Below are 16,019 nucleotides of genomic sequence, written 5' to 3'. Positions count from 1 at the left end.
GTCAGGCGCTCTGGTAGAGGCGGGTCAGCACGAACTCGCGGTGCCCGAGGGACTCGGCGCAGGTGAGACGGCCGTTGACGGTCCGGTCGATGACGTCCATCAGGCCGTCGCCCGCCTCGGGGAGCGAGATCTCCCGCCGCAGCAGGCCCGAGCAGTCGAAGTCCATGTGCTCGCCCATGTTCGCCGCCGTGGACGGGTTGGCCGTCAGCTTGATCACCGGCTCGATGGGGTTGCCGATGACGTTGCCCTGGCCCGTGGGGAACAGGTGGATCGCCGCGCCGCCGGCCGCCATCAGCGTGATGCACTCGGCGGCGGCCGAGGAGGTGTCCATGAAGTACAGGCCGGGCCCCGACTCCGGCTCCTCCGCGGGGCCGAGCGCGCCGATCACGGGCTTGGACCCGGTCTTGGCGATGTTGCCCATCGCCTTCTCCTCGATCGTGGACAGCCCGCCCGCGATGTTGCCCTGCGTGGGCTGGGAGCCGAGCAGGTTGGCGCCGGTCCGCTCGATCATCGCCAGGTAGTCGTCGTAGATGCCCTGGAACCTGGCCCGGACCTCGTCGTTCACGCAGCGGTCGGCGATCAGGTGCTCGCCGCCGGTCAGCTCGCTCGTCTCGCCGAACAGCACGGTGCCGCCCGCGTCCACCCACCGGTCGACCGCCTCGGCCGTGGTCGGGCAGGACCCGAGCCCGCTGGTGGTGTCGGACTCCCCGCACTTGATCGACAGCATGATCTCGCCGCGCTCGACGCGCTCGCGGCCGCGCTCGCTGTCCTCCTGGAGGAACCGCTGGGCGATCCGGGACGCCCGCTCGATGGTGCGCAGGTCGCCGACGCCCTCGATGGCGAGGCCCTCGACCCGCTTGCCGGTCTTGGCGATGCCCTCGACGACCCGGTTCGTCCAGTTCGGCTCGATCCCGATGACGACGACGCTGCCCACGTTGGGGTTGCGGCCGGTGCCGATGAGCGTGCGGAAGGTCAGTTCGAGGTCCTCGCCGAACTGGAGCCGCCCGTAGGCGTGCGGCAGGGCGAGGGTGCCGGGCACGACCTTCGCGACCGCCTCGGCCGCCGCGTTCGACAGGTCGTCGACGGGGAGGATGACCGTGTGGTTCCGGATGCCGACCGTGCCGTTCTCCCGGCGGTATCCCGTCAGGCCATGCTGTTCTGCCACCGCGCGCTCCTCACGTTGTGAACGTGGACGTACTCGCCCTTCCTGATGTCCGCGGACGCGACCGCGGTGCGGGCCCCGTACTCCCGCACGTCCTCGCCCTGCCGGATGTCGACGAGGGCGACCTTGTGCCCGAGCGGGATGTCCTGGAGCACCTCCAGGTCCACGGCGTCCGGCCCGCGCAGGTAGCCGCACTGCGCCGGGCCGGCCGCGACGTCCCTGACCGCGACCGCGACCGAGTCCCCCTCGTAGTGAGCGAGGAAACCGGGTGGCTGATTCACTCTTGCCTCCGAAAGGTAAGACCTCTTACCCCCGGCACAGTAGGCACGCGCCTGGCCACGGTCAACGCCTGACCGGCAACGGATTTTCAGATAACCCTCTGACCTGCTGGAACGTCAAAACGTTCGTCACCACGAATACTTGCCCCGTCGCGCGGCGGGTGCTCCGCACGTCGTGCGGCGGGCGGTAGAGAGGCGTGGTGGTATCCGAACCGGCCACGTGGTGACCGCGGGAACCAAGATCGGTTCACGTCGCCGAGCCACCGCGTTTCAGATGACGGTTGCGGGTTGCTTTCCGGGTAGAGGCCGCAGTCGCACCACGGTGGGGATCGACCCGCGTTCGAGAGCGGTGCAGAGCCGGGGGATGGCCTCGTCCTGGATGCGCCGCCGAAGTTCGGCGGGGTCCGCATCCTGCCCGTAGGCGATGTTCAGGCGCAGCTCGGAGCGCTTGGACGAACCGATCAGCCGTGCCCGCACCCTGTGCACGCCCGGGTACTCTCCGATCTCCGCTTCGAGCGCGCCCGCGATGGCCTTGGCTTCCACCCGTGTCGTGCCGGCCTCGGCGTCCGGCTCCAGCGCCAGGCCCCGCAATCGGCCCGAGCGGATCTGCATGAGCAGCCAGGCCAGTCCCAGCAGCGCCAAGACGACGGCAGCCGCAGCGACGGCGGGCCAGAACCAGCCATGGTCATCGGCGAAGCGGCGGGCCTGGCCGGTGAGCACCGGGGCGGAGGCCCGCGTGTCTCCGAAGGCGCCCAGGCCGCGGGCGAAGCCACCGCCCCCTGCGGCGGCGAGGACGAAGCCGAGCAGGATCAGGCCGGTGCGGTTGACGTGCGCGGGACGGCGGTCCATCACCATCACCCCTCCCGGTGCTGCATCCGCACCGCGACCGAGCGACTGGGCAGCGGCCCAAGCTGATCGAGCCGCTCACGGACGGCCTCGGCAACCCCTTCGTCCAGCCTCGCCGGGGCATGAACGGGCGTCTCCGCGACCACCTTCACCTGCCGACGGCGCAGCCGCACCCTCCGGACACCCGACACGCCCGGCGCCCCTTCGGCCGCGGCGGCGACGACGCGCTTGAGCCCACGCCTGCTCACCCCCATGACCAGGCCCGAGTCCCGCCCGTGCAGCGGGACGATCCGGGACGTGCCCGGCAGCAGGGCGGCCAGCACGAAGAAGACGCCGATCAGCGCCAGAGTCGCGAAGATCGCGAGCACGTACCAGTCGTTCCACTCCGCGTCCTGCACCCACCCGTGCGGGAAGATGTGGGCCTGGCGGTCCAGCAACGCCGAGATGACCTCGATCGCCGTCAGCACGCCGGCCGCCGCCATCAGCAGCGCCCCGGCGAGGGCCGACGGCACCCGGCGCGAACGGAACGCGTGCCTGGCCGCCCGGTCGGCCTTACGCGTACCGGTCACGCGGGTGCGCGGCTCGGTGGCGGGCCGGGCACCGGCGTGCGCGGTCACAGCACCGTCCTCTCACCCGCCGCCGGACGCCCCAGCTCGGCTACGTCGACGTCCACCTGCCGGACGGTGAGTCCGGTCAATCCCATCACCCGATCGCGGACGCTCTGGCGCACCCGGCGGGCGACAGCGCGCACCGGCATCGGGTACGTCACCGACAGAGCGACCTTGGCCGTGACGATGTCGCCGTTCACCCACACCTCGGTGCGGGCGGGGCGCCGCCCGGGGACCGGCACGCCGGCGATCGTCCGGCCGAGCCCGCCGACCGCCTCGACATCCTGCGCGGCCTTGACGACGATGCGCGCGACGGCCCGGTCGCGAATCGTCGTCCTGCCCCGCTCGGTCTTCGTCATCGCGGGCGCCGTCCCGCGCCGCCCGGGGAGAAGATCTCCCGGAGGTCGAGACCGCCCTCGATGACACGGCCGACCACGAACCCGAGCGCGCCCAGGAACAGCACGAGGAAGAACGGCCCGGCACCACCGAACGCTCCGGCGAACCCCAGGGCCACCCCGAAGGCCAGGCCGACCACGGGCCACAGCACTCTCACATCCATCTGGATCTCCCACTCGGCTAACGCTTACCCGCCATCGGCCACGTCCCCGATCAGCACATCCACCGTCCTCCGACCGGCAAGAGGACTGACCAGACGCCGTACATCCTCGGCGATCTCGGCGAACGGGCGTCCGTACCGGACGACCACCCCCACCTCGATCACCGCTTCGTGAACGGCGACCCCCGCGAACGGGGGCCCGACGCGGTAGGTCACGATCCAGCCGCGGGGACCGGCCGTCAGGCCCAGTACGTCCGGGCACGCCATGGCCTTCTCCGCGACCCGCTCCGCCAGCTCCGCGAGCGGCTCCCGGCGGCTGGGCGCTGTCCATGACCGGGCGGCCACCGCGCTGGTCCCGCCGGGCGGTCTCTCGCTTGACAGGGCGCCCGGTCGCGCCGCCCCGGCGACGAGCCCCGGCTCGTAGGGCCCTTGCCCTCCGGCCGGACCCGGTTCGCCGGCGGCCCCTGACCAGGGCTGTTGGGACGCGCCCACGACGTCCGTCGGAGAGTTCATCGAACTCGGGACTCCTCGGGCCGCGCCTCCGGCTCGTCACCGGGCATGTGGACGTCGTCCACGGTGATGTTCACCTCGACGACCTCCAGGCCGCACATGTGCTCGATCTCGTTGACGACGTTGGTGCGAACGGCGGCGGCCAGGTCGGGGATCGACAGCCCGTATTCGACGACCAGGTCGATGTCGACAGCCGCCTGACGCTCACCGACCTGCACGGCCACGCCCTGCGAGCTGTCGGCCGTCACGCCCGGCAGACGCTCCCGAACCGATCCGAGCGCCCGGGATACGCCCGCGCCCATTTCGTGCACGCCGCCGACCTGCCTGGCGGCCGTAGTGGCGATCTTCGCGACGACACCGTCAGCGATCCTGGTGTTGCCGCCGGGGGTGACGAGTTCGCTCGACCCTCCGTCGTCCCCCCGCTTGCGCATCGTCCCGGCCGCACCCTGCCCGGCGCCCCGCCTGTCGTCCTGACTCACGATGCCCCCCATGCACCTAGGTGTCGGCCTCCCGTGTGTCGGCTGACGTGCCGTTAATGCTCACGGAGCGTCACCCAAAACCGACATTTAGTCAAAGAGCGGCTCAACGCCGATCTACTCCAGGGAGCACCGTGCGGCGCGATGAACGGCCACTCGGACGGGTGAGTCCCGGCGCCGAGGTTCGCGCGAGCGTCCGATCTCGTCCGGCCCGGCCACTCCGGCTAATGCCGCCGCATCGTGCGTCATACCGAGCGCAGTACGACCGCCAGCACGAGTACGCAGAGGACGAGCATTCCCGTGGCATTAACGAAAAGGTTGCGTCCGAAGTCGCGAGCGCGGATATGGAAAATGATGGCGACGATGAAATAGGCGACCAGTGCGGCGGCGGTGATGACGGCCAGCGGCTCGATCCAGATCCCGGCCATGAGGCCCACTGCCGCGGCCGTTTTCAGGATGGGCAGCAGCCGCCAGTAACGGCGGGGGAACCTGACATCGGTGAGGCAGGCGCGGATGAAGCCGGCGGGCTTCAGGCACATCGCGGCGTCCCCGAGCTGGATGGCGGCCAGACCGGCGAGCGGCCACCACGGCTTGATCACGGCAGGACCTCCTGTGTGGACGACAGGACGTTGACCAGCGAAGACAGGACGCTGATAGCGGACGGAAAGCCGGATTCGACTATCCAGTAACAGGTCACTTCTATCGCGTAGGTGAAGTCTTGAGCAATGACAAGAAGCGGGAACCGGCACGCGCTCCGGGAGCGAGTACCGCGGGGCGGCTGGCATTCGCCATCGTGGCATGCGCCGCGGTGGGCGGCTGCTCATCAGAGCCGCCCGCGGTGATCGAGATAGGAACGGCGAAGGGCACCGGGCAGCGCGTCAGCTATCCGGCGGCATTCGACTCGTCCGGGTATTTCGCGTTCGACCAGTGGCCTGCGACCTGTTCCTTTCTGACCGCGGCGGAGATCAGGTCCGTCCCTCCGCAGGCGACGAAAGTGAGCCACAGATCGAGCGACATCAAGATAAGCCTGATCGGGTCCAGCCGCGAGGTCACCGCGAAAGGCGCCAGGTGCACCATCGCCTTCCGGCTTCCCGGGATGAACGGGGCCGTCCTGATCGATGAGCGGACGGCCGGAAGGCGTGTCACCGCTCTGCCCGAGAGCGAGCTGCCTTCCGGCGGCACCAACAGCGTCGAGGTCGGGGACGGCTGCGCCGCGGACCGGACCACCACCGAGGTGCAGTGCGCGCGCGGCCGGATCACCTTCAAGATCTCGACACCGTCGGCCTACCAGAAACGCGAGCGCTCAAGCGAGGAGAAGGTGCGTTACTCCCTGGCCGGGAAGATCGTGACCTTCGACAGGGAGTCGGCGGGCGGCTTCCAGAAGAAGGTCGCGTTCGAACGCGAGCACATCACCATCCCGTTCGCGAAGCTCATCGTCGCCAAACTCTGAGGCTGCGAGACGGGTCAGGGAGCGGCGGGGGTGGCCGAGGTGGTCGAGCATCATCGAGGCGCACCAGATCTGGCCGACCGGGTTGGCGATGCCCTGCCCGGCGATGTCGGGGGCGGAGCCGTGGACGGGTTCGAAGAGGCTCGGACGAGCGCGGTCCGGGTTGATGTTCGCGCTCGGGGCGATGCCGATCGTCCCCGGTCATCGCTCGACGCCCACCTGCTCAAGGCCGGAGAACCGGCGTGAACGACCACTGGAGAGGCACCGTGTCCCTATGATCAACTCATGCTCCTGCCGTTCGACCGCTACTGCGAGGAGATCGTCGCCCAGACCGATCTGCTGAGAGCGCACGCCAAGGACACGGACATGACCGCACCGGTGCCCTCCTGTCCCGGGTGGAACCTCGGCCAGTTGCTCCGGCACGTCGGCGGTGACCACCGGTGGGCCGAGACGGCCGTCCGGACGCGGGCCACCGAGCCCGTCTCCGACAAGGCCGCCAACGACCTGGCCGGATACACCGACGAGGACTGGGCGGTCCTGGATCCCTGGCTCGCCGAGGGAGCCTCCCGGCTGGCCGCGTGCCTGCTCGAGGCCGGGCCCGGCGTGGAGGTGTGGAACCCGTCCGACATCGACCGCCGGACCGCCGACTTCTGGGCCCGCCGCATGACGTTCGAGACCGCCGTGCACCGGGCCGACGCCGCGCTGGCGACCGGGGCCGAGTACACGCTCGACGAGGACGTCGCGATCGACGGCGTGGACGAATGGATGGAGTTCGCCACCGTGCCGGAGGCGTACGAGCCCGGGCCGGACGCGCCCGGCCTGCTCGGCCCCGGCCGGACGCTGCAGTTCCACGCGGGCGAGGCGCGGTGGCTGGTCGACCTCACCGGGGGCAAGCCGACTTCCCAGCGCGACGGCGCTGCCGATAAGCCCGCGGTCACCGTTCGCGGTCCGGCCACGGACGTCCTCATGCTCCTCTACCGGCGGCCCGCGCCCCGCGTCGAGGTGGACGGCGACGCGGGCCTGCTCGACCTGTGGCTGACCCGCACCGGGTTCTGGCTGGCCTGAGCCGCTGTCAGCGGGCGGCCTCGCGCGCCCGGTCCGCCCGCGTCCACGGCCAGGTGATCAGCGCCCAGCCGACCAGGATGATGGCGGCCTCGACCAGGATGTACCACGGCCAGGGGCCCATCAGGTCGAGCACCGACCCGGTGCCGGGTTTCTCGTTGAGGTAGCCGTAGTTCGTCCCGGCGATCAGGTTGAACACGAACGTGGCGACCGCCCAGATCGCCGTGACCGCGCACGCGAACCGGTAGCTCCCCCAGTCCGGGCGCATCCCGAGCCCCCACGTCAGGTACACCGCGGCCCACACGATCATCAGGTGCATCCCGAAGAAGCCCAGGTAGGCGATGTCCGGGAAGTCGTTGTTGTTCAGCGCGGGGGTGATCAGGCCCTGCACCGACAGGGTGAGGCCCCAGTAGTACGTCAGCGCGAAGGAGCGCCTGCCGAGCGTCCAGAGCGCGACGACCGCGGCGGGCCACGCCAGGTCGCACAGTTGCAGCGGCAGGGAGCCGCCGAGCCGGAACTGCCCGGGCAGCAGCGAGTGCAGCTGGGTGCCGATCATCACGTAGACGACCGCGAGCGCGTACGCCCTGCCGAAGCCTCTGGCCTGCTCCCCGGGTTCCGGACCCGCCGTCCGCTGCGCACGGCCGAGCAGCACCAGCCCGACGCATCCGATCGCGAAGAACCCGAGCGCGGCCCAATGCGAAGGCCCGTACGCGGCGAATCGTTCGGCGGCGGTCACCACAGGTGATGCTAACCACACCCGCTCTGACTTCGGGAAGTGCGGGGGTGCCTTGCGGGCTTCAGCCGGCGGCGGGCGGGGCGATCAGGCGCCAGGCCTTCGGGTGCAGGGTCCACGTGCGCCTCGTGTAGGGGCCGGACACCTCGCCGTCGCTGTTGATCCGGAAGTCCTCGCCGCTGAGGGTGACGCTGCACGCCGTGCTGTGCAGGACGTCGTCCCTGAACCGGTGGGTTCCCTTCCGCAGGTGCAGGGCGTAGGCGACCCGCGCGAACGGTCCGGTGGCGGCCGAGACGACCAGTTCGAGCTTGCCGTCCCCGGGGTGGCCGTCCGCGGCGAGCTGGGCCGTACCGCCGGCGATGCCGGACGCGTTGCTGAGCGCAACCATCAGGAACTTGCCCTCGGCGACGGGCTCGCCGTCCGCCTCGACCTTCAGCCGCCATCCGGAGTGGCGGAGGCCAGCCAGAGTCGCGCCCAGCGGGAAGGCGGCGGCCTTCAGGCGCGACTTGAACCGCGTGGCGCTCGCTGCGGCGGCCGCCCCGATGCCCGCGTGGACGGCGTTGAGCGTCGCGCGGCCGTCCTCGTCCACGATCAGGTCCAGCTCGCGCCGGCCGCCGTCCAGCAGGAGGCGGGCGGCGTCCTCGGGGTCGAGCGGGACGCCGAGGTTGCGGGCGAGGTCGTTCCCGGTGCCCATCGGCACCAGCCCCACCGTCCGGTCGAGCTCGCCGCGCCGGTACAGGGCGCCGACCAGGCGGTTGATGGACCCGTCGCCGCCGGCGGCCACGGCGACCGCGTCCCGGTCGCCGTCCAGAGCCTGGTCGAGGTCGCCGGACGACGCGGACGGGCAGACGGTCACGTCCCGCCCGGCGTCCCGGAGGAGGCCGGCGACCTTCTCCACGGTCTCAGCGTCATGGGTGCCGGCGTTGGCGTTGGTGAAGAGAAGCATGGTCCCTCTGGTCGGCGGACGGAAACCTCCGGGAGGCGTTGCGGGCCGGAGGTCGCGGGGGGTGCCCACGCCCCCGATGCCTTCCCCTTCAAGTCCGGAAAATTCCGGCACCGCCCTCAAGGGGCCGGGGAGTAGCTCTCCAGATCGCCCTCACGGGCCTGGACCGGGACGTTCAAGGACCCGCTGCCGGACCGCTCGAAACGGAAGGTGATCGGGACGAACTGCCCGGACTGCACGGCCTGCTTGAGCCCGCGCAGGACGATCGTGGGCTTGGGCCCGATTCGCACGTTCCCGCCCGCGGGGAGGCGGACCGTCCCGCCGACGATCTCCGCGGAGGCGGCCTGGGGCGACGAGACCGCCGTCAGCCGGTCGGTGCCCGCGCGGGGATCGGGGCTCCCGGACGCGTCGAGGCTCTCGGCGTCGCTGGGCGAGTCGACCAGCGTCATGTAGACGGGCACCGACCCGCCCCGCTGGATCGTCTCGCCCTCCTGGCCGCCAAGGACGAAGAGGTCGCGGATGTCGACCGCCCCGATCTGCCCCGAGATGCCGGCCGCGGGCGACACATCGGTCTCGGTCGGGTCGTCGCCGCATCCCGCGAGGAGCGCGCCGGCCAGCAGCGCCGCCACCGCCGGGGCGGCGAAGGCGCGGGCGAGCTGAGCGACGTCCATCGTTCCCCCGACCTCAGATCTCTCCGAACTGGCGAAGGATTCCTCGCCGCCGTGTCGATCAAACCCATGCGCGCGTAAAGGCGAATCCACGGGCGGCGGCGTCGCCGGCGTCAGGTTTCGCGGTGGGTGACGCGGATTTTCGACTGGCCGTGCGGGAGTTCTTCCCAGTCGTCCATGAAACGGGCGCTGAATCCATGGCGTTCGGCCAGCGCGAGGAGCGTTTCGGTGCGGTAGTAGAAGTCCTCACGCAGGACGTGGTGCTCGGTTCCCTCGGTCCGGTCGAAGGTGAAGTCGAAGAAGCCGTCGGGAGCCAGAACGCGTCCGACATGGGCGAGGCATTCGTCGATGACCTCGATGGGCGAATGGCTGAACACGCTGTGCGCGTGCACGATGGTGAAGTGCCGGGAAGGCAGGAACTTGAGCTTCAGGTCGTCGACGAGCATCAGGTGCGGGAGCTTCTCGCCCAGGTCGTGGCGGACGAGGGTGTTCTGCGCGGCGAGCAGGATGTCGGGCGAGATGTCGATGCCGTAGTAGTTCCCGGCGTCGAGGTGGTCGATGAAGCGCCAGCCGGCCCGCAGGTTCCCGCAACCGATCTCCAGGATCCGGTCGTCCGGCTTGAGGCCGTGTTTGAGCAGGTAGTCGAACTGCATCTGGCCGAGCGCGAGCCAGCGTTCGTGGGAGCGGCTGCCGACAGCGGCCTCCGGGTCCCGCGCCGTGTCGGACTTCATGACGGCCCGGTAGTAGGCGATGTGGTTCCGGCTGGAAACGCGGAATTTCAGATCGCGGGCGACCCGCGACAGATACGACCTGATCTTGTCCGGGTTCCGTGCGGCATATCGGATCTTGTAGGCCAGGCTCGCGCGATTCCTGCGGGTGGGCGGCAGCGGTCCGGTCATCAGGCTCATCCCCCATGAGCACCCTCGGTGAGTGCTGGGTGCCCTACCCCGGCGCCGCGTCCGGCAAGCGCGGGCTCGCGGAATAGTCGGCGAAACGGTCGTCGATCTGGGACGCGGTAAGGCCGAAGTCTTCCAGGGAGTACCGATGTGCCGGTTTTGCGGCGCCGGTGGCGCTCGCGTTGTGGAGCTCCGTCATGGCGGTCCGGGCCTCGTCGGTGAAGGGCAGGCCGAACCGGGTGTATACGCCTTCGACCGTTCCGATGGGATCGCGGACGAAATCGTCGTAGTGGACGTCCGCGAACTGCGCCGGATCGTGCCGGGCACGTTCGGCGCGGAACCGGTCGAGGCCCCGGCTCCACAGGTCGAGCTGGTCGCGGCCGATCGTGGCGCCGGTGAACACGTCCGACCATCCGGCGGTGGCGTGCGCGGCGAGGCTGCACATCGACGCCATCGCGGTGCGCGGAGAGCGGTGCGTCTGGACGATCAAGGCGTCGGGGTAGACGTCGAGCAGCGCGTCCAGCGCGAACAGGTGGCTGGGGTTCTTCAGCACCCAGCGGCGCCCCGCGTCGTTGAGGCCGATGAGCTGGAGGTTGCGCCGGTGGCGGCGGTAGGCGTCCGTCCAGTCCCGCCCGGCGAGCCACGCCGAGTAGGTGGGCAGGTGGGCGAGGCATTCGAACGAGATGGACAGCATGCTCTGGCGCAGGAGCTGCCAGCATTCCTCGACCGAGTCCGCCGAGATGTAGTGGACGCCCATGAACTCCGGGTTCTCGACGTGGTGCCGACGGTATCCGGCGTCGATCGCCTGGAAGACGGGATCGTCCGCCCAGGTCTCGCGCGGGGGGCGGGGCTGCGGCACCTCCGCGAGCCACAGATCGAGGCCCTGGTGGGCCGGGTCGGCGGTGAGCAGCCGGTGCAAGGCGGTGGTGCCGGTGCGGGGCAGGCCGGTCACGAAAACGGGCCGCTCGATGGGAACGCCGGCGTACTCGGGATGACGCCGCCAGGCCGCCTCGGAGAACTGGCGCGCCGCGAGAGCGCCGCGCAGCATCGCCCGCTGCGCCTTGTTGCCGAACGGGGTGAGCCCCGCGTCCTTGACGAGCGACTCCACGAGGACGCGCAGGCCCTCCATGTACTCGTCGCCGCCGAAGTCGTCCATGCCGGTGACTTTCCTGGCGGAGGCGTGCAGGTCCTCGACGGTCCCCACGCTGTCGCGGCCGTTCGCCATCGGTGCGCCCTTCCTAGTGGTGCCACTCGCCGGAATTGACGTCCAGGCATTGGCCGGTGACGGCGCGGGCCAGCGGCGACAGCATGAACACGACGGTGTCGGCGACCTCGTCGGGCTCGGGCAGTTTCCGCAGGTCGGTGGTCGCGGCGTTCTCGTCGTACACCTGCTGCGGCGGGACGCCGCGTTTCTCCGCGAGGTGGTTGAAGTACCACTTGAGGTTCGGAGCCCAGATGTAGCCCGGCGCGATCGTGTTGACGCGGATGCCGCGCGGGCCGAGCTCGGTGGACAGGTTCTGCGCCATGGCGAGCAGCGCGGCCTTGGCCATCTTGTAGGCGCCGAACGTCCGCCTCGAATGGCGCAGGACGGCCGAGTTGACCATCACGACCGAGCCGCCGGTCTCTTCCAGCGCCGGGACGAACAGCCGCGTGAGGTGCAGCGCGGCCAGGACGTTGGTCTCGAACCCGGCGCGGACCGCGTCGATGTCGACCGTGGTCAGATCGGTCAGCGGCGGCGTCGCGAAGGCGTTGTTGATGAGGCCGTCGACACGTCCGAACGCCTCCTTGGCCGTCTCGACGAGCCGTTCGCAGGCGTCCGCGTCCCTGATGTCGGTCGGGACGGTGACGGCGCGGCGGCCGATCTCCTCGACCTCTTTGGCGACCTCCAGGAGGCGCTTCTCCTTGCGGGCGGCGAGCACGACATCGGCGCCGGCGACCGCGCATTGGAGCGCGAGGCCGCGTCCCAGCCCGGGGCCGACCCCGGATACGACGACGACCTTGTCCTTCAGCAGGTCTGTGCCCATCAGCCGAGCATCCTCTTCGCGACGGCGGTCTGGCGCGCGGCTATCTTCTCCGCCCATTCGTCCTTGCCTATGCGCTGCCCGTCGTGGAAGGGCAGAACGTTCGGCAGCTCGTCGAACGGCACCACCTCGACGCTCGGGCCGTCTTCCGGTTTGAGGTCGCGGGTGAGGCGTTGCCAGCGGAATTGCAGATAACCGCGGCGATGACCTGTGCGTTCGATCCAGTTGGCGAGGCCGGGATCGCGCTCGCTGACCACGTATCGGATCATGCCGTCCTCGTCCACGCGGGCCTGGTCGGCGGTGAGGCTCGTCTGGTGGTTGATGTAGTCGAGCGAGATGTACCACATGCTGCCGAGCTGGAATCCCTGGTAGGGGGCCACGTCCTTGGCGGCGGCCGGAGCGGTGATGACCATGACCTCGTCGTCGTCCAGGTCGTAGTGGCCGACGGACGAGAACTGCGTGGCGAGCCCGCCGGGTGTCGGCCGCGGCTCGGTCAGCGTGTTGACCGGCAACTGCAGGTAGTGCCATTCGGGAAAGGCCAGGAAGGTGCGGATCCTCGACACCAGCATCTTCCCCGCGATCTCGTACCGCCGGGCCATCCGATCGGACGGCGTGGGCAGCGGGGACGTCCCGAGCGTGTCGGCCCGGTGGATGCGGATCTCGCCGGGCCTCTCGTTCGGCCAGTCGCTGAACACCTCCCGGACGATCAGCATCGCCGATCCGGGGGCGAGCGCGACGTAACCGGGGCCGGCGTCCTCCTTCGCCGGGCCGAAGCGGACCTGGAACGTCCCGTCCGCGGCGATGTCCAGCTCGCGGTCGTCGAAGGCGGTGAGGCTGTCGGGCGACTCGGTGGGCGAGTAGTCGCCGTTCATGATCTGGAAACTGAGATCGGCGGTCGTGCCGCGCCGACCCGTGACCACGTACTCGGCGTCGTCCCTGATGTACGCGTGGAAGTAGAGCGTGTCGGGATTGTCGAGCCCCAGCTTGGTGTAGGGGCCGGTGGACGACGCGAAGAACGGATAGTCCTGCTGGTAGGCGCCCACCATGTGCAGCGACGCCTTGATGCTGCCGGCCAGGTAGTCGAGGCCCTCGGCCAGGTCCTGGTCGGTCTTGACGTGCGGCGCGGTGCGGATGATCCGCTCGGCCTCCAGGACCGCGTCGGCGAACGAGCGCGCGGCGGCTGCGGAACGGTCGGTCGTGCCTGCGGCTGAGTCGGTGGCCACCGGGCTCTCCTGGGATCGCGGGTGAGGAGCTTAGCCGTGCTCGTGATCGCGACTGGCGTGACGCACGCTAGAACTCGTTCTAGGCGGAGGTCAACGCGAGGTCCCGGTCAATGGGAGGTGGTGAACTTCAGGCTCGGGGCGTCGTCCAGCGACACCATGTACTCGTAGGTCCGCCGGTGCCCGGTCTTCTCGACCCGCCACGTCCCGTCGTCCCCGCGCCGGTAGGTGTCGTAGTAGAACGCGGCACCCCGGATGAGCAGGTTGTGCCCGGGGATGATGATCGTGTCGTCCAGCGACCAGACGCCGGTGGCCCGGTCGCCGTCCAGGTCGATCTCCGGGCAGCCCGCCGTGTGCGTCGAGATCTTGTCCGGCCCGAGGTTCGAGCGCATGTAGTCGAGGATCGCGTCCCGCCCCTCCAGCCGGAGCGTCTTCTTCAGGACGGGCGTGTCGTACTCGGCGACGGCGTCCTCGGTGAACACCTCGGCGAACTCGTCCCACAGCTTGAGGTCGACGCAGCGCAGGTAGCGGTACTTCAGCCGCCGAATCTCTTCCAGGGCAACCAGATCCATGCGACACAGCCTGCTCGCTCCACCGCGATAAGACAAGAACAGGTTCTACCCCCGGCCGCCGCGAGTCAGTGCGTAACGTGAGCACCGGGGCGTCGCTCGTCATGACCGGCGACGACGAAGGCGAGGCCGACGACGGCACGAAGATCCTCGTGAAGCGCGGCACCCTGCCCGAGCCCGGCGAACGCCCCTGGCATGTCAATCCGGCGTGACCCGTGCGGCGATCGGCAGGTGATCGCTGCCGGTGGCGGGCAGGGTCCAAACGTGACGGACGGTCGCCGACCGCGCCATGACCTGGTCGATGCGAGCCACCGGCAAAGACACGGGGAAGCTGAAGGCCAACCCGCGCTCGGCCACGTTCATCCGCGATGTCAGCGGTCCTAGCCCACGATCATCGACCGTCCCGTTGAGGTCGCCCAGCAGGATCACCGCCTTTACCTCCTCCGCGGCAACGGCATTGCCCAGCAGTCCGGCACTCTCATCACGCCAGGCCGACGCCAGACCACTCGCCCTTACGCGGACGGACGGCAGATGCGCGACATACACGGCGAGTTCACCGTGCGGCGCGGAGACCACGGCCCGCAGCCCGCGGTTCCACTCCTCCGTGATCCCGTCGGGCTTGATGTCCAGCGCCCTGACACCGCTCAGCGGATGCCTCGACCAGAGCCCGACGGTGCCCTGAACCGCGTGATACGGGAAATCCGCCGCGAACGTCCTCTCGTAAACCGGCACCGCCGAAGGCACCAGCTCTTCCACCGCGATGAGATCGGGTTCGGCCTTGGCCAGTGCGCGAGCCGTCCCCGCCGGGTCGGTGTTCTCGTCGCTGACGTTGTGCTGCACGACGACCAGGTCGTGCCCGCCAGGCTCGCCCACGGGCAGCAACAACCCGCCGAAACCGTATATCCACGCCGCCACCGGCAGGACCAGGGCCACGAGCGCGGTAGCCGAACGGCGAACCACCGCCAAGATGAGCAGCACCACCACGGCCAGACCGAACCAAGGCAGAAACGCTTCGACCAGACTGCCCATCGAATCGGGCAGGACGCTGTGGAACGCGAACAGCCCGGCGGTCATCACCGCGAGCGCCGTGAGCACCCGCCCCCGCGCCCAGGTCGACCGGCCCTTCTCGTCCCCGTCCGACGCCGGACGTCGCGCCCACCGCGACACCGCCGCCTTCGCCGCCGCACCGCCCGCCACGCGAATCCGCTCCACCCAGGCTGCCCTCACCGTCCCTAGGACGCCCTAACAAGCGACCCGGTTTGCTCGGGGGCAATTCGGCTCTACCTCAAGACAAGGCGCTTACCTGCCCCGAACCGGTCGATGGCGCGCCCCAACTCATCAGGCGGCACGGCCAGCTCAATGACGTAACGCTTACCGCGCAACCTCGGCACAGGAGGCTGAGCCATGACGACCATGGCCGCCAACGGAGTCGCCGAGCCGGAATCGTCAATCGCCCTGGTCGGAAAGATCTCCACGAACGGCGGCGAAGCCTCCACCGCGGGCACCGTAGTGGGCGCGTTCTCCGCCACGACATGAATCGCGGCGATCTCCTGCCACCCGAGCCCATCCCGAATACGCCCACCGAAGACGGGCCAGACCCCGTCCGCATCCACGGCCAGGTACGGACGCATGACCCGCTGCCGAACGAACGCCCAAACCGCGAATCCGAGAATCAGGATCCAGGGAATCCAGATCCCCAATGCCTTGAACTTGTCCCCGGCCGAAAGGGGCCCCTTCTCATCGACGAGTCCCGGCACGCTCGTGCCGAAGAGGACGTACAAGGGCGGGTAGACGGTCAAGGCGACAACGAAAAAGAGAACGACCGCGACGAGCGGCCCCGCCACGATCCATTGCGCCTGGCCCATCCGCCCCAAGGCCCGCCGCCCCAGCGCACGCCGGCGTTCCCGCGACGGCCGCTTGATCGCCACCAGAACGGCCTCGTCACCAGGCTTGCGCACCCGTTGATCACCCGACACCCAACGAACGATAAAGCGCTCAACTCAACGGCGCGACTACCCCGGCGG

22 protein-coding genes and 1 pseudogene are annotated in these 16,019 nt (G+C 69.8%); 3 read left to right on the top strand and 20 right to left on the bottom strand.

Annotated elements, in window-relative coordinates; translation table 11 throughout:
- Nucleotide 1: 1 nt before the first annotated feature.
- From BM339_RS42370 to BM339_RS42330, 9 genes are all read right to left on the bottom strand, one after another.
- Nucleotides 2–1,165 (bottom strand): UxaA family hydrolase, encoded by a 1,164-nt coding sequence (locus BM339_RS42370; protein WP_021592683.1) that lies wholly within the window; start codon nucleotides 1,163–1,165, stop codon nucleotides 2–4.
- The gene (locus tag BM339_RS42365) at nucleotides 1,144–1,443 is read right to left on the bottom strand and encodes a UxaA family hydrolase (RefSeq protein ID WP_021592682.1); all 300 of its coding nucleotides are present in this window, start codon (nucleotides 1,441–1,443) and stop codon (nucleotides 1,144–1,146) included. Before BM339_RS42365 ends, BM339_RS42370 begins: the two co-directional genes overlap by 22 nt.
- 267 nt (nucleotides 1,444–1,710) lie before the next feature.
- A complete protein-coding gene (locus BM339_RS42360; RefSeq protein WP_177287911.1) occupies nucleotides 1,711–2,295 on the bottom strand; it encodes an alkaline shock response membrane anchor protein AmaP in 585 nt (194 codons plus the stop codon).
- The gene (locus BM339_RS42355; protein ID WP_021592680.1) at nucleotides 2,295–2,903 is read right to left on the bottom strand and encodes a DUF6286 domain-containing protein; all 609 of its coding nucleotides are present in this window, start codon (nucleotides 2,901–2,903) and stop codon (nucleotides 2,295–2,297) included. Before BM339_RS42355 ends, BM339_RS42360 begins: the two co-directional genes overlap by 1 nt.
- Nucleotides 2,900–3,253 carry an Asp23/Gls24 family envelope stress response protein gene (locus BM339_RS42350; protein ID WP_021592679.1) on the bottom strand — a complete coding sequence of 118 codons (354 nt, stop codon included), beginning with the start codon at nucleotides 3,251–3,253 and terminating at the stop codon, nucleotides 2,900–2,902. Before BM339_RS42350 ends, BM339_RS42355 begins: the two co-directional genes overlap by 4 nt.
- Nucleotides 3,250–3,453 (bottom strand): hypothetical protein, encoded by a 204-nt coding sequence (locus BM339_RS42345; RefSeq protein ID WP_412515436.1) that lies wholly within the window; start codon nucleotides 3,451–3,453, stop codon nucleotides 3,250–3,252. Before BM339_RS42345 ends, BM339_RS42350 begins: the two co-directional genes overlap by 4 nt.
- 24 nt (nucleotides 3,454–3,477) lie before the next feature.
- The gene (locus BM339_RS49275; protein ID WP_143118820.1) at nucleotides 3,478–3,963 is read right to left on the bottom strand and encodes a hypothetical protein; all 486 of its coding nucleotides are present in this window, start codon (nucleotides 3,961–3,963) and stop codon (nucleotides 3,478–3,480) included.
- A complete protein-coding gene (locus BM339_RS42335; RefSeq protein ID WP_021592676.1) occupies nucleotides 3,960–4,391 on the bottom strand; it encodes an Asp23/Gls24 family envelope stress response protein in 432 nt (143 codons plus the stop codon). Before BM339_RS42335 ends, BM339_RS49275 begins: the two co-directional genes overlap by 4 nt.
- 290 nt (nucleotides 4,392–4,681) lie before the next feature.
- Nucleotides 4,682–5,035, bottom strand: coding sequence for a DoxX family protein (locus BM339_RS42330; RefSeq protein WP_075024501.1), 354 nt, complete (start codon nucleotides 5,033–5,035; stop codon nucleotides 4,682–4,684).
- Nucleotides 5,036–5,430: 395 nt separating this feature from the next.
- Here BM339_RS42330 and BM339_RS49270 point away from each other — a divergent pair, with 395 nt between their 5' ends.
- Complete coding sequence (locus tag BM339_RS49270) at nucleotides 5,431–5,886, top strand: hypothetical protein (RefSeq protein ID WP_143118819.1); 456 nt, start codon at nucleotides 5,431–5,433, stop codon at nucleotides 5,884–5,886.
- 26 nt (nucleotides 5,887–5,912) lie between these two features.
- On the opposite strand, the pseudogene BM339_RS42320 reads toward BM339_RS49270, so the two are convergent.
- Nucleotides 5,913–6,081 (bottom strand): annotated as a pseudogene (locus BM339_RS42320) (isocitrate/isopropylmalate family dehydrogenase); the annotation flags it as partial.
- Nucleotides 6,082–6,168: 87 nt separating this feature from the next.
- Between BM339_RS42320 and BM339_RS42315 the strand changes: the two are divergent.
- On the top strand, nucleotides 6,169–6,948 hold the full coding sequence (locus BM339_RS42315) for a maleylpyruvate isomerase family mycothiol-dependent enzyme (protein WP_075024499.1): 780 nt from the start codon (nucleotides 6,169–6,171) through the stop codon (nucleotides 6,946–6,948).
- A 7-nt stretch (nucleotides 6,949–6,955) separates the two neighbouring features.
- Here BM339_RS42315 and BM339_RS42310 read toward each other — a convergent pair whose 3' ends face one another.
- The 8 genes from BM339_RS42310 to BM339_RS42275 all read right to left on the bottom strand — a co-directional run bounded on the left by BM339_RS42310 (nucleotide 6,956) and on the right by BM339_RS42275 (nucleotide 13,998).
- On the bottom strand, nucleotides 6,956–7,681 hold the full coding sequence (locus BM339_RS42310; protein WP_177287910.1) for a YwaF family protein: 726 nt from the start codon (nucleotides 7,679–7,681) through the stop codon (nucleotides 6,956–6,958).
- Between the two features lie 61 nt (nucleotides 7,682–7,742).
- Nucleotides 7,743–8,624: a diacylglycerol/lipid kinase family protein gene (locus BM339_RS42305; protein ID WP_075024497.1), complete on the bottom strand. Its 882-nt coding sequence runs from the start codon at nucleotides 8,622–8,624 to the stop codon at nucleotides 7,743–7,745.
- A 116-nt stretch (nucleotides 8,625–8,740) separates the two neighbouring features.
- Nucleotides 8,741–9,292: a copper chaperone PCu(A)C domain-containing protein gene (locus tag BM339_RS42300; RefSeq protein ID WP_075024496.1), complete on the bottom strand. Its 552-nt coding sequence runs from the start codon at nucleotides 9,290–9,292 to the stop codon at nucleotides 8,741–8,743.
- Between the two features lie 110 nt (nucleotides 9,293–9,402).
- A complete protein-coding gene (locus BM339_RS42295; RefSeq protein ID WP_033330282.1) occupies nucleotides 9,403–10,188 on the bottom strand; it encodes a class I SAM-dependent methyltransferase in 786 nt (261 codons plus the stop codon).
- A 43-nt stretch (nucleotides 10,189–10,231) separates the two neighbouring features.
- Nucleotides 10,232–11,410: a sulfotransferase family protein gene (locus BM339_RS42290; protein ID WP_075024495.1), complete on the bottom strand. Its 1,179-nt coding sequence runs from the start codon at nucleotides 11,408–11,410 to the stop codon at nucleotides 10,232–10,234.
- A gap of 13 nt (nucleotides 11,411–11,423) precedes the next feature.
- Nucleotides 11,424–12,209: an SDR family oxidoreductase gene (locus BM339_RS42285; RefSeq protein WP_075024494.1), complete on the bottom strand. Its 786-nt coding sequence runs from the start codon at nucleotides 12,207–12,209 to the stop codon at nucleotides 11,424–11,426.
- Nucleotides 12,209–13,429: a hypothetical protein gene (locus BM339_RS42280; RefSeq protein ID WP_075024493.1), complete on the bottom strand. Its 1,221-nt coding sequence runs from the start codon at nucleotides 13,427–13,429 to the stop codon at nucleotides 12,209–12,211. The genes BM339_RS42285 and BM339_RS42280 overlap by 1 nt, the downstream gene beginning before the upstream one ends.
- Nucleotides 13,430–13,536: 107 nt before the next feature.
- Nucleotides 13,537–13,998: a nuclear transport factor 2 family protein gene (locus BM339_RS42275; RefSeq protein WP_021592665.1), complete on the bottom strand. Its 462-nt coding sequence runs from the start codon at nucleotides 13,996–13,998 to the stop codon at nucleotides 13,537–13,539.
- Nucleotides 13,999–14,075: 77 nt separating this feature from the next.
- Between BM339_RS42275 and BM339_RS52050 the strand changes: the two genes are divergently transcribed.
- Nucleotides 14,076–14,207 (top strand): hypothetical protein, encoded by a 132-nt coding sequence (locus tag BM339_RS52050; RefSeq protein ID WP_256255790.1) that lies wholly within the window; start codon nucleotides 14,076–14,078, stop codon nucleotides 14,205–14,207.
- Here the strand turns inward: BM339_RS52050 and BM339_RS42270 are convergent.
- Entirely contained in the window at nucleotides 14,194–15,069 is an 876-nt protein-coding gene (locus BM339_RS42270; protein WP_218163907.1) for an endonuclease/exonuclease/phosphatase family protein, read from the bottom strand. The two genes, BM339_RS52050 and BM339_RS42270, sit on opposite strands and share 14 nt — an antisense overlap.
- Before the next feature lie 206 nt (nucleotides 15,070–15,275).
- Nucleotides 15,276–15,971, bottom strand: coding sequence for a hypothetical protein (locus BM339_RS42265; protein WP_143118818.1), 696 nt, complete (start codon nucleotides 15,969–15,971; stop codon nucleotides 15,276–15,278).
- Between the last annotated feature and the right edge of the window lie 48 nt (nucleotides 15,972–16,019).

The sequence above is a fragment of the Actinomadura madurae genome (assembly GCF_900115095.1).
In the GTDB taxonomy this organism is placed as follows: domain Bacteria; phylum Actinomycetota; class Actinomycetes; order Streptosporangiales; family Streptosporangiaceae; genus Spirillospora; species Spirillospora madurae.
Note: the sequence above shows the minus strand (reverse complement) of the source record. Positions and strands in the feature narration are given on the sequence as shown.

Excerpts from the sequence above, each read along its gene's own strand:
- BM339_RS42360 (WP_177287911.1), bottom strand. The coding sequence starts at position 2,295 with ATGGTGATGGACCGCCGTCCCGCGCACGTCAACCGCACCGGCCTGATC.
- BM339_RS42350 (WP_021592679.1), bottom strand. The coding sequence starts at position 3,253 with ATGACGAAGACCGAGCGGGGCAGGACGACGATTCGCGACCGGGCCGTC.
- BM339_RS42345 (WP_412515436.1), bottom strand. The coding sequence starts at position 3,453 with ATGGATGTGAGAGTGCTGTGGCCCGTGGTCGGCCTGGCCTTCGGGGTG.
- BM339_RS49275 (WP_143118820.1), bottom strand. The coding sequence starts at position 3,963 with ATGAACTCTCCGACGGACGTCGTGGGCGCGTCCCAACAGCCCTGGTCA.
- BM339_RS42335 (WP_021592676.1), bottom strand. The coding sequence starts at position 4,391 with ATGCGCAAGCGGGGGGACGACGGAGGGTCGAGCGAACTCGTCACCCCC.
- BM339_RS42315 (WP_075024499.1), top strand. The coding sequence starts at position 6,169 with ATGCTCCTGCCGTTCGACCGCTACTGCGAGGAGATCGTCGCCCAGACC.
- BM339_RS42305 (WP_075024497.1), bottom strand. The coding sequence starts at position 8,624 with ATGCTTCTCTTCACCAACGCCAACGCCGGCACCCATGACGCTGAGACC.
- BM339_RS42300 (WP_075024496.1), bottom strand. The coding sequence starts at position 9,292 with ATGGACGTCGCTCAGCTCGCCCGCGCCTTCGCCGCCCCGGCGGTGGCG.
- BM339_RS42295 (WP_033330282.1), bottom strand. The coding sequence starts at position 10,188 with ATGACCGGACCGCTGCCGCCCACCCGCAGGAATCGCGCGAGCCTGGCC.
- BM339_RS42290 (WP_075024495.1), bottom strand. The coding sequence starts at position 11,410 with ATGGCGAACGGCCGCGACAGCGTGGGGACCGTCGAGGACCTGCACGCC.
- BM339_RS42285 (WP_075024494.1), bottom strand. The coding sequence starts at position 12,209 with ATGGGCACAGACCTGCTGAAGGACAAGGTCGTCGTCGTATCCGGGGTC.
- BM339_RS42275 (WP_021592665.1), bottom strand. The coding sequence starts at position 13,998 with ATGGATCTGGTTGCCCTGGAAGAGATTCGGCGGCTGAAGTACCGCTAC.
- BM339_RS42270 (WP_218163907.1), bottom strand. The coding sequence starts at position 15,069 with ATGACCGCCGGGCTGTTCGCGTTCCACAGCGTCCTGCCCGATTCGATG.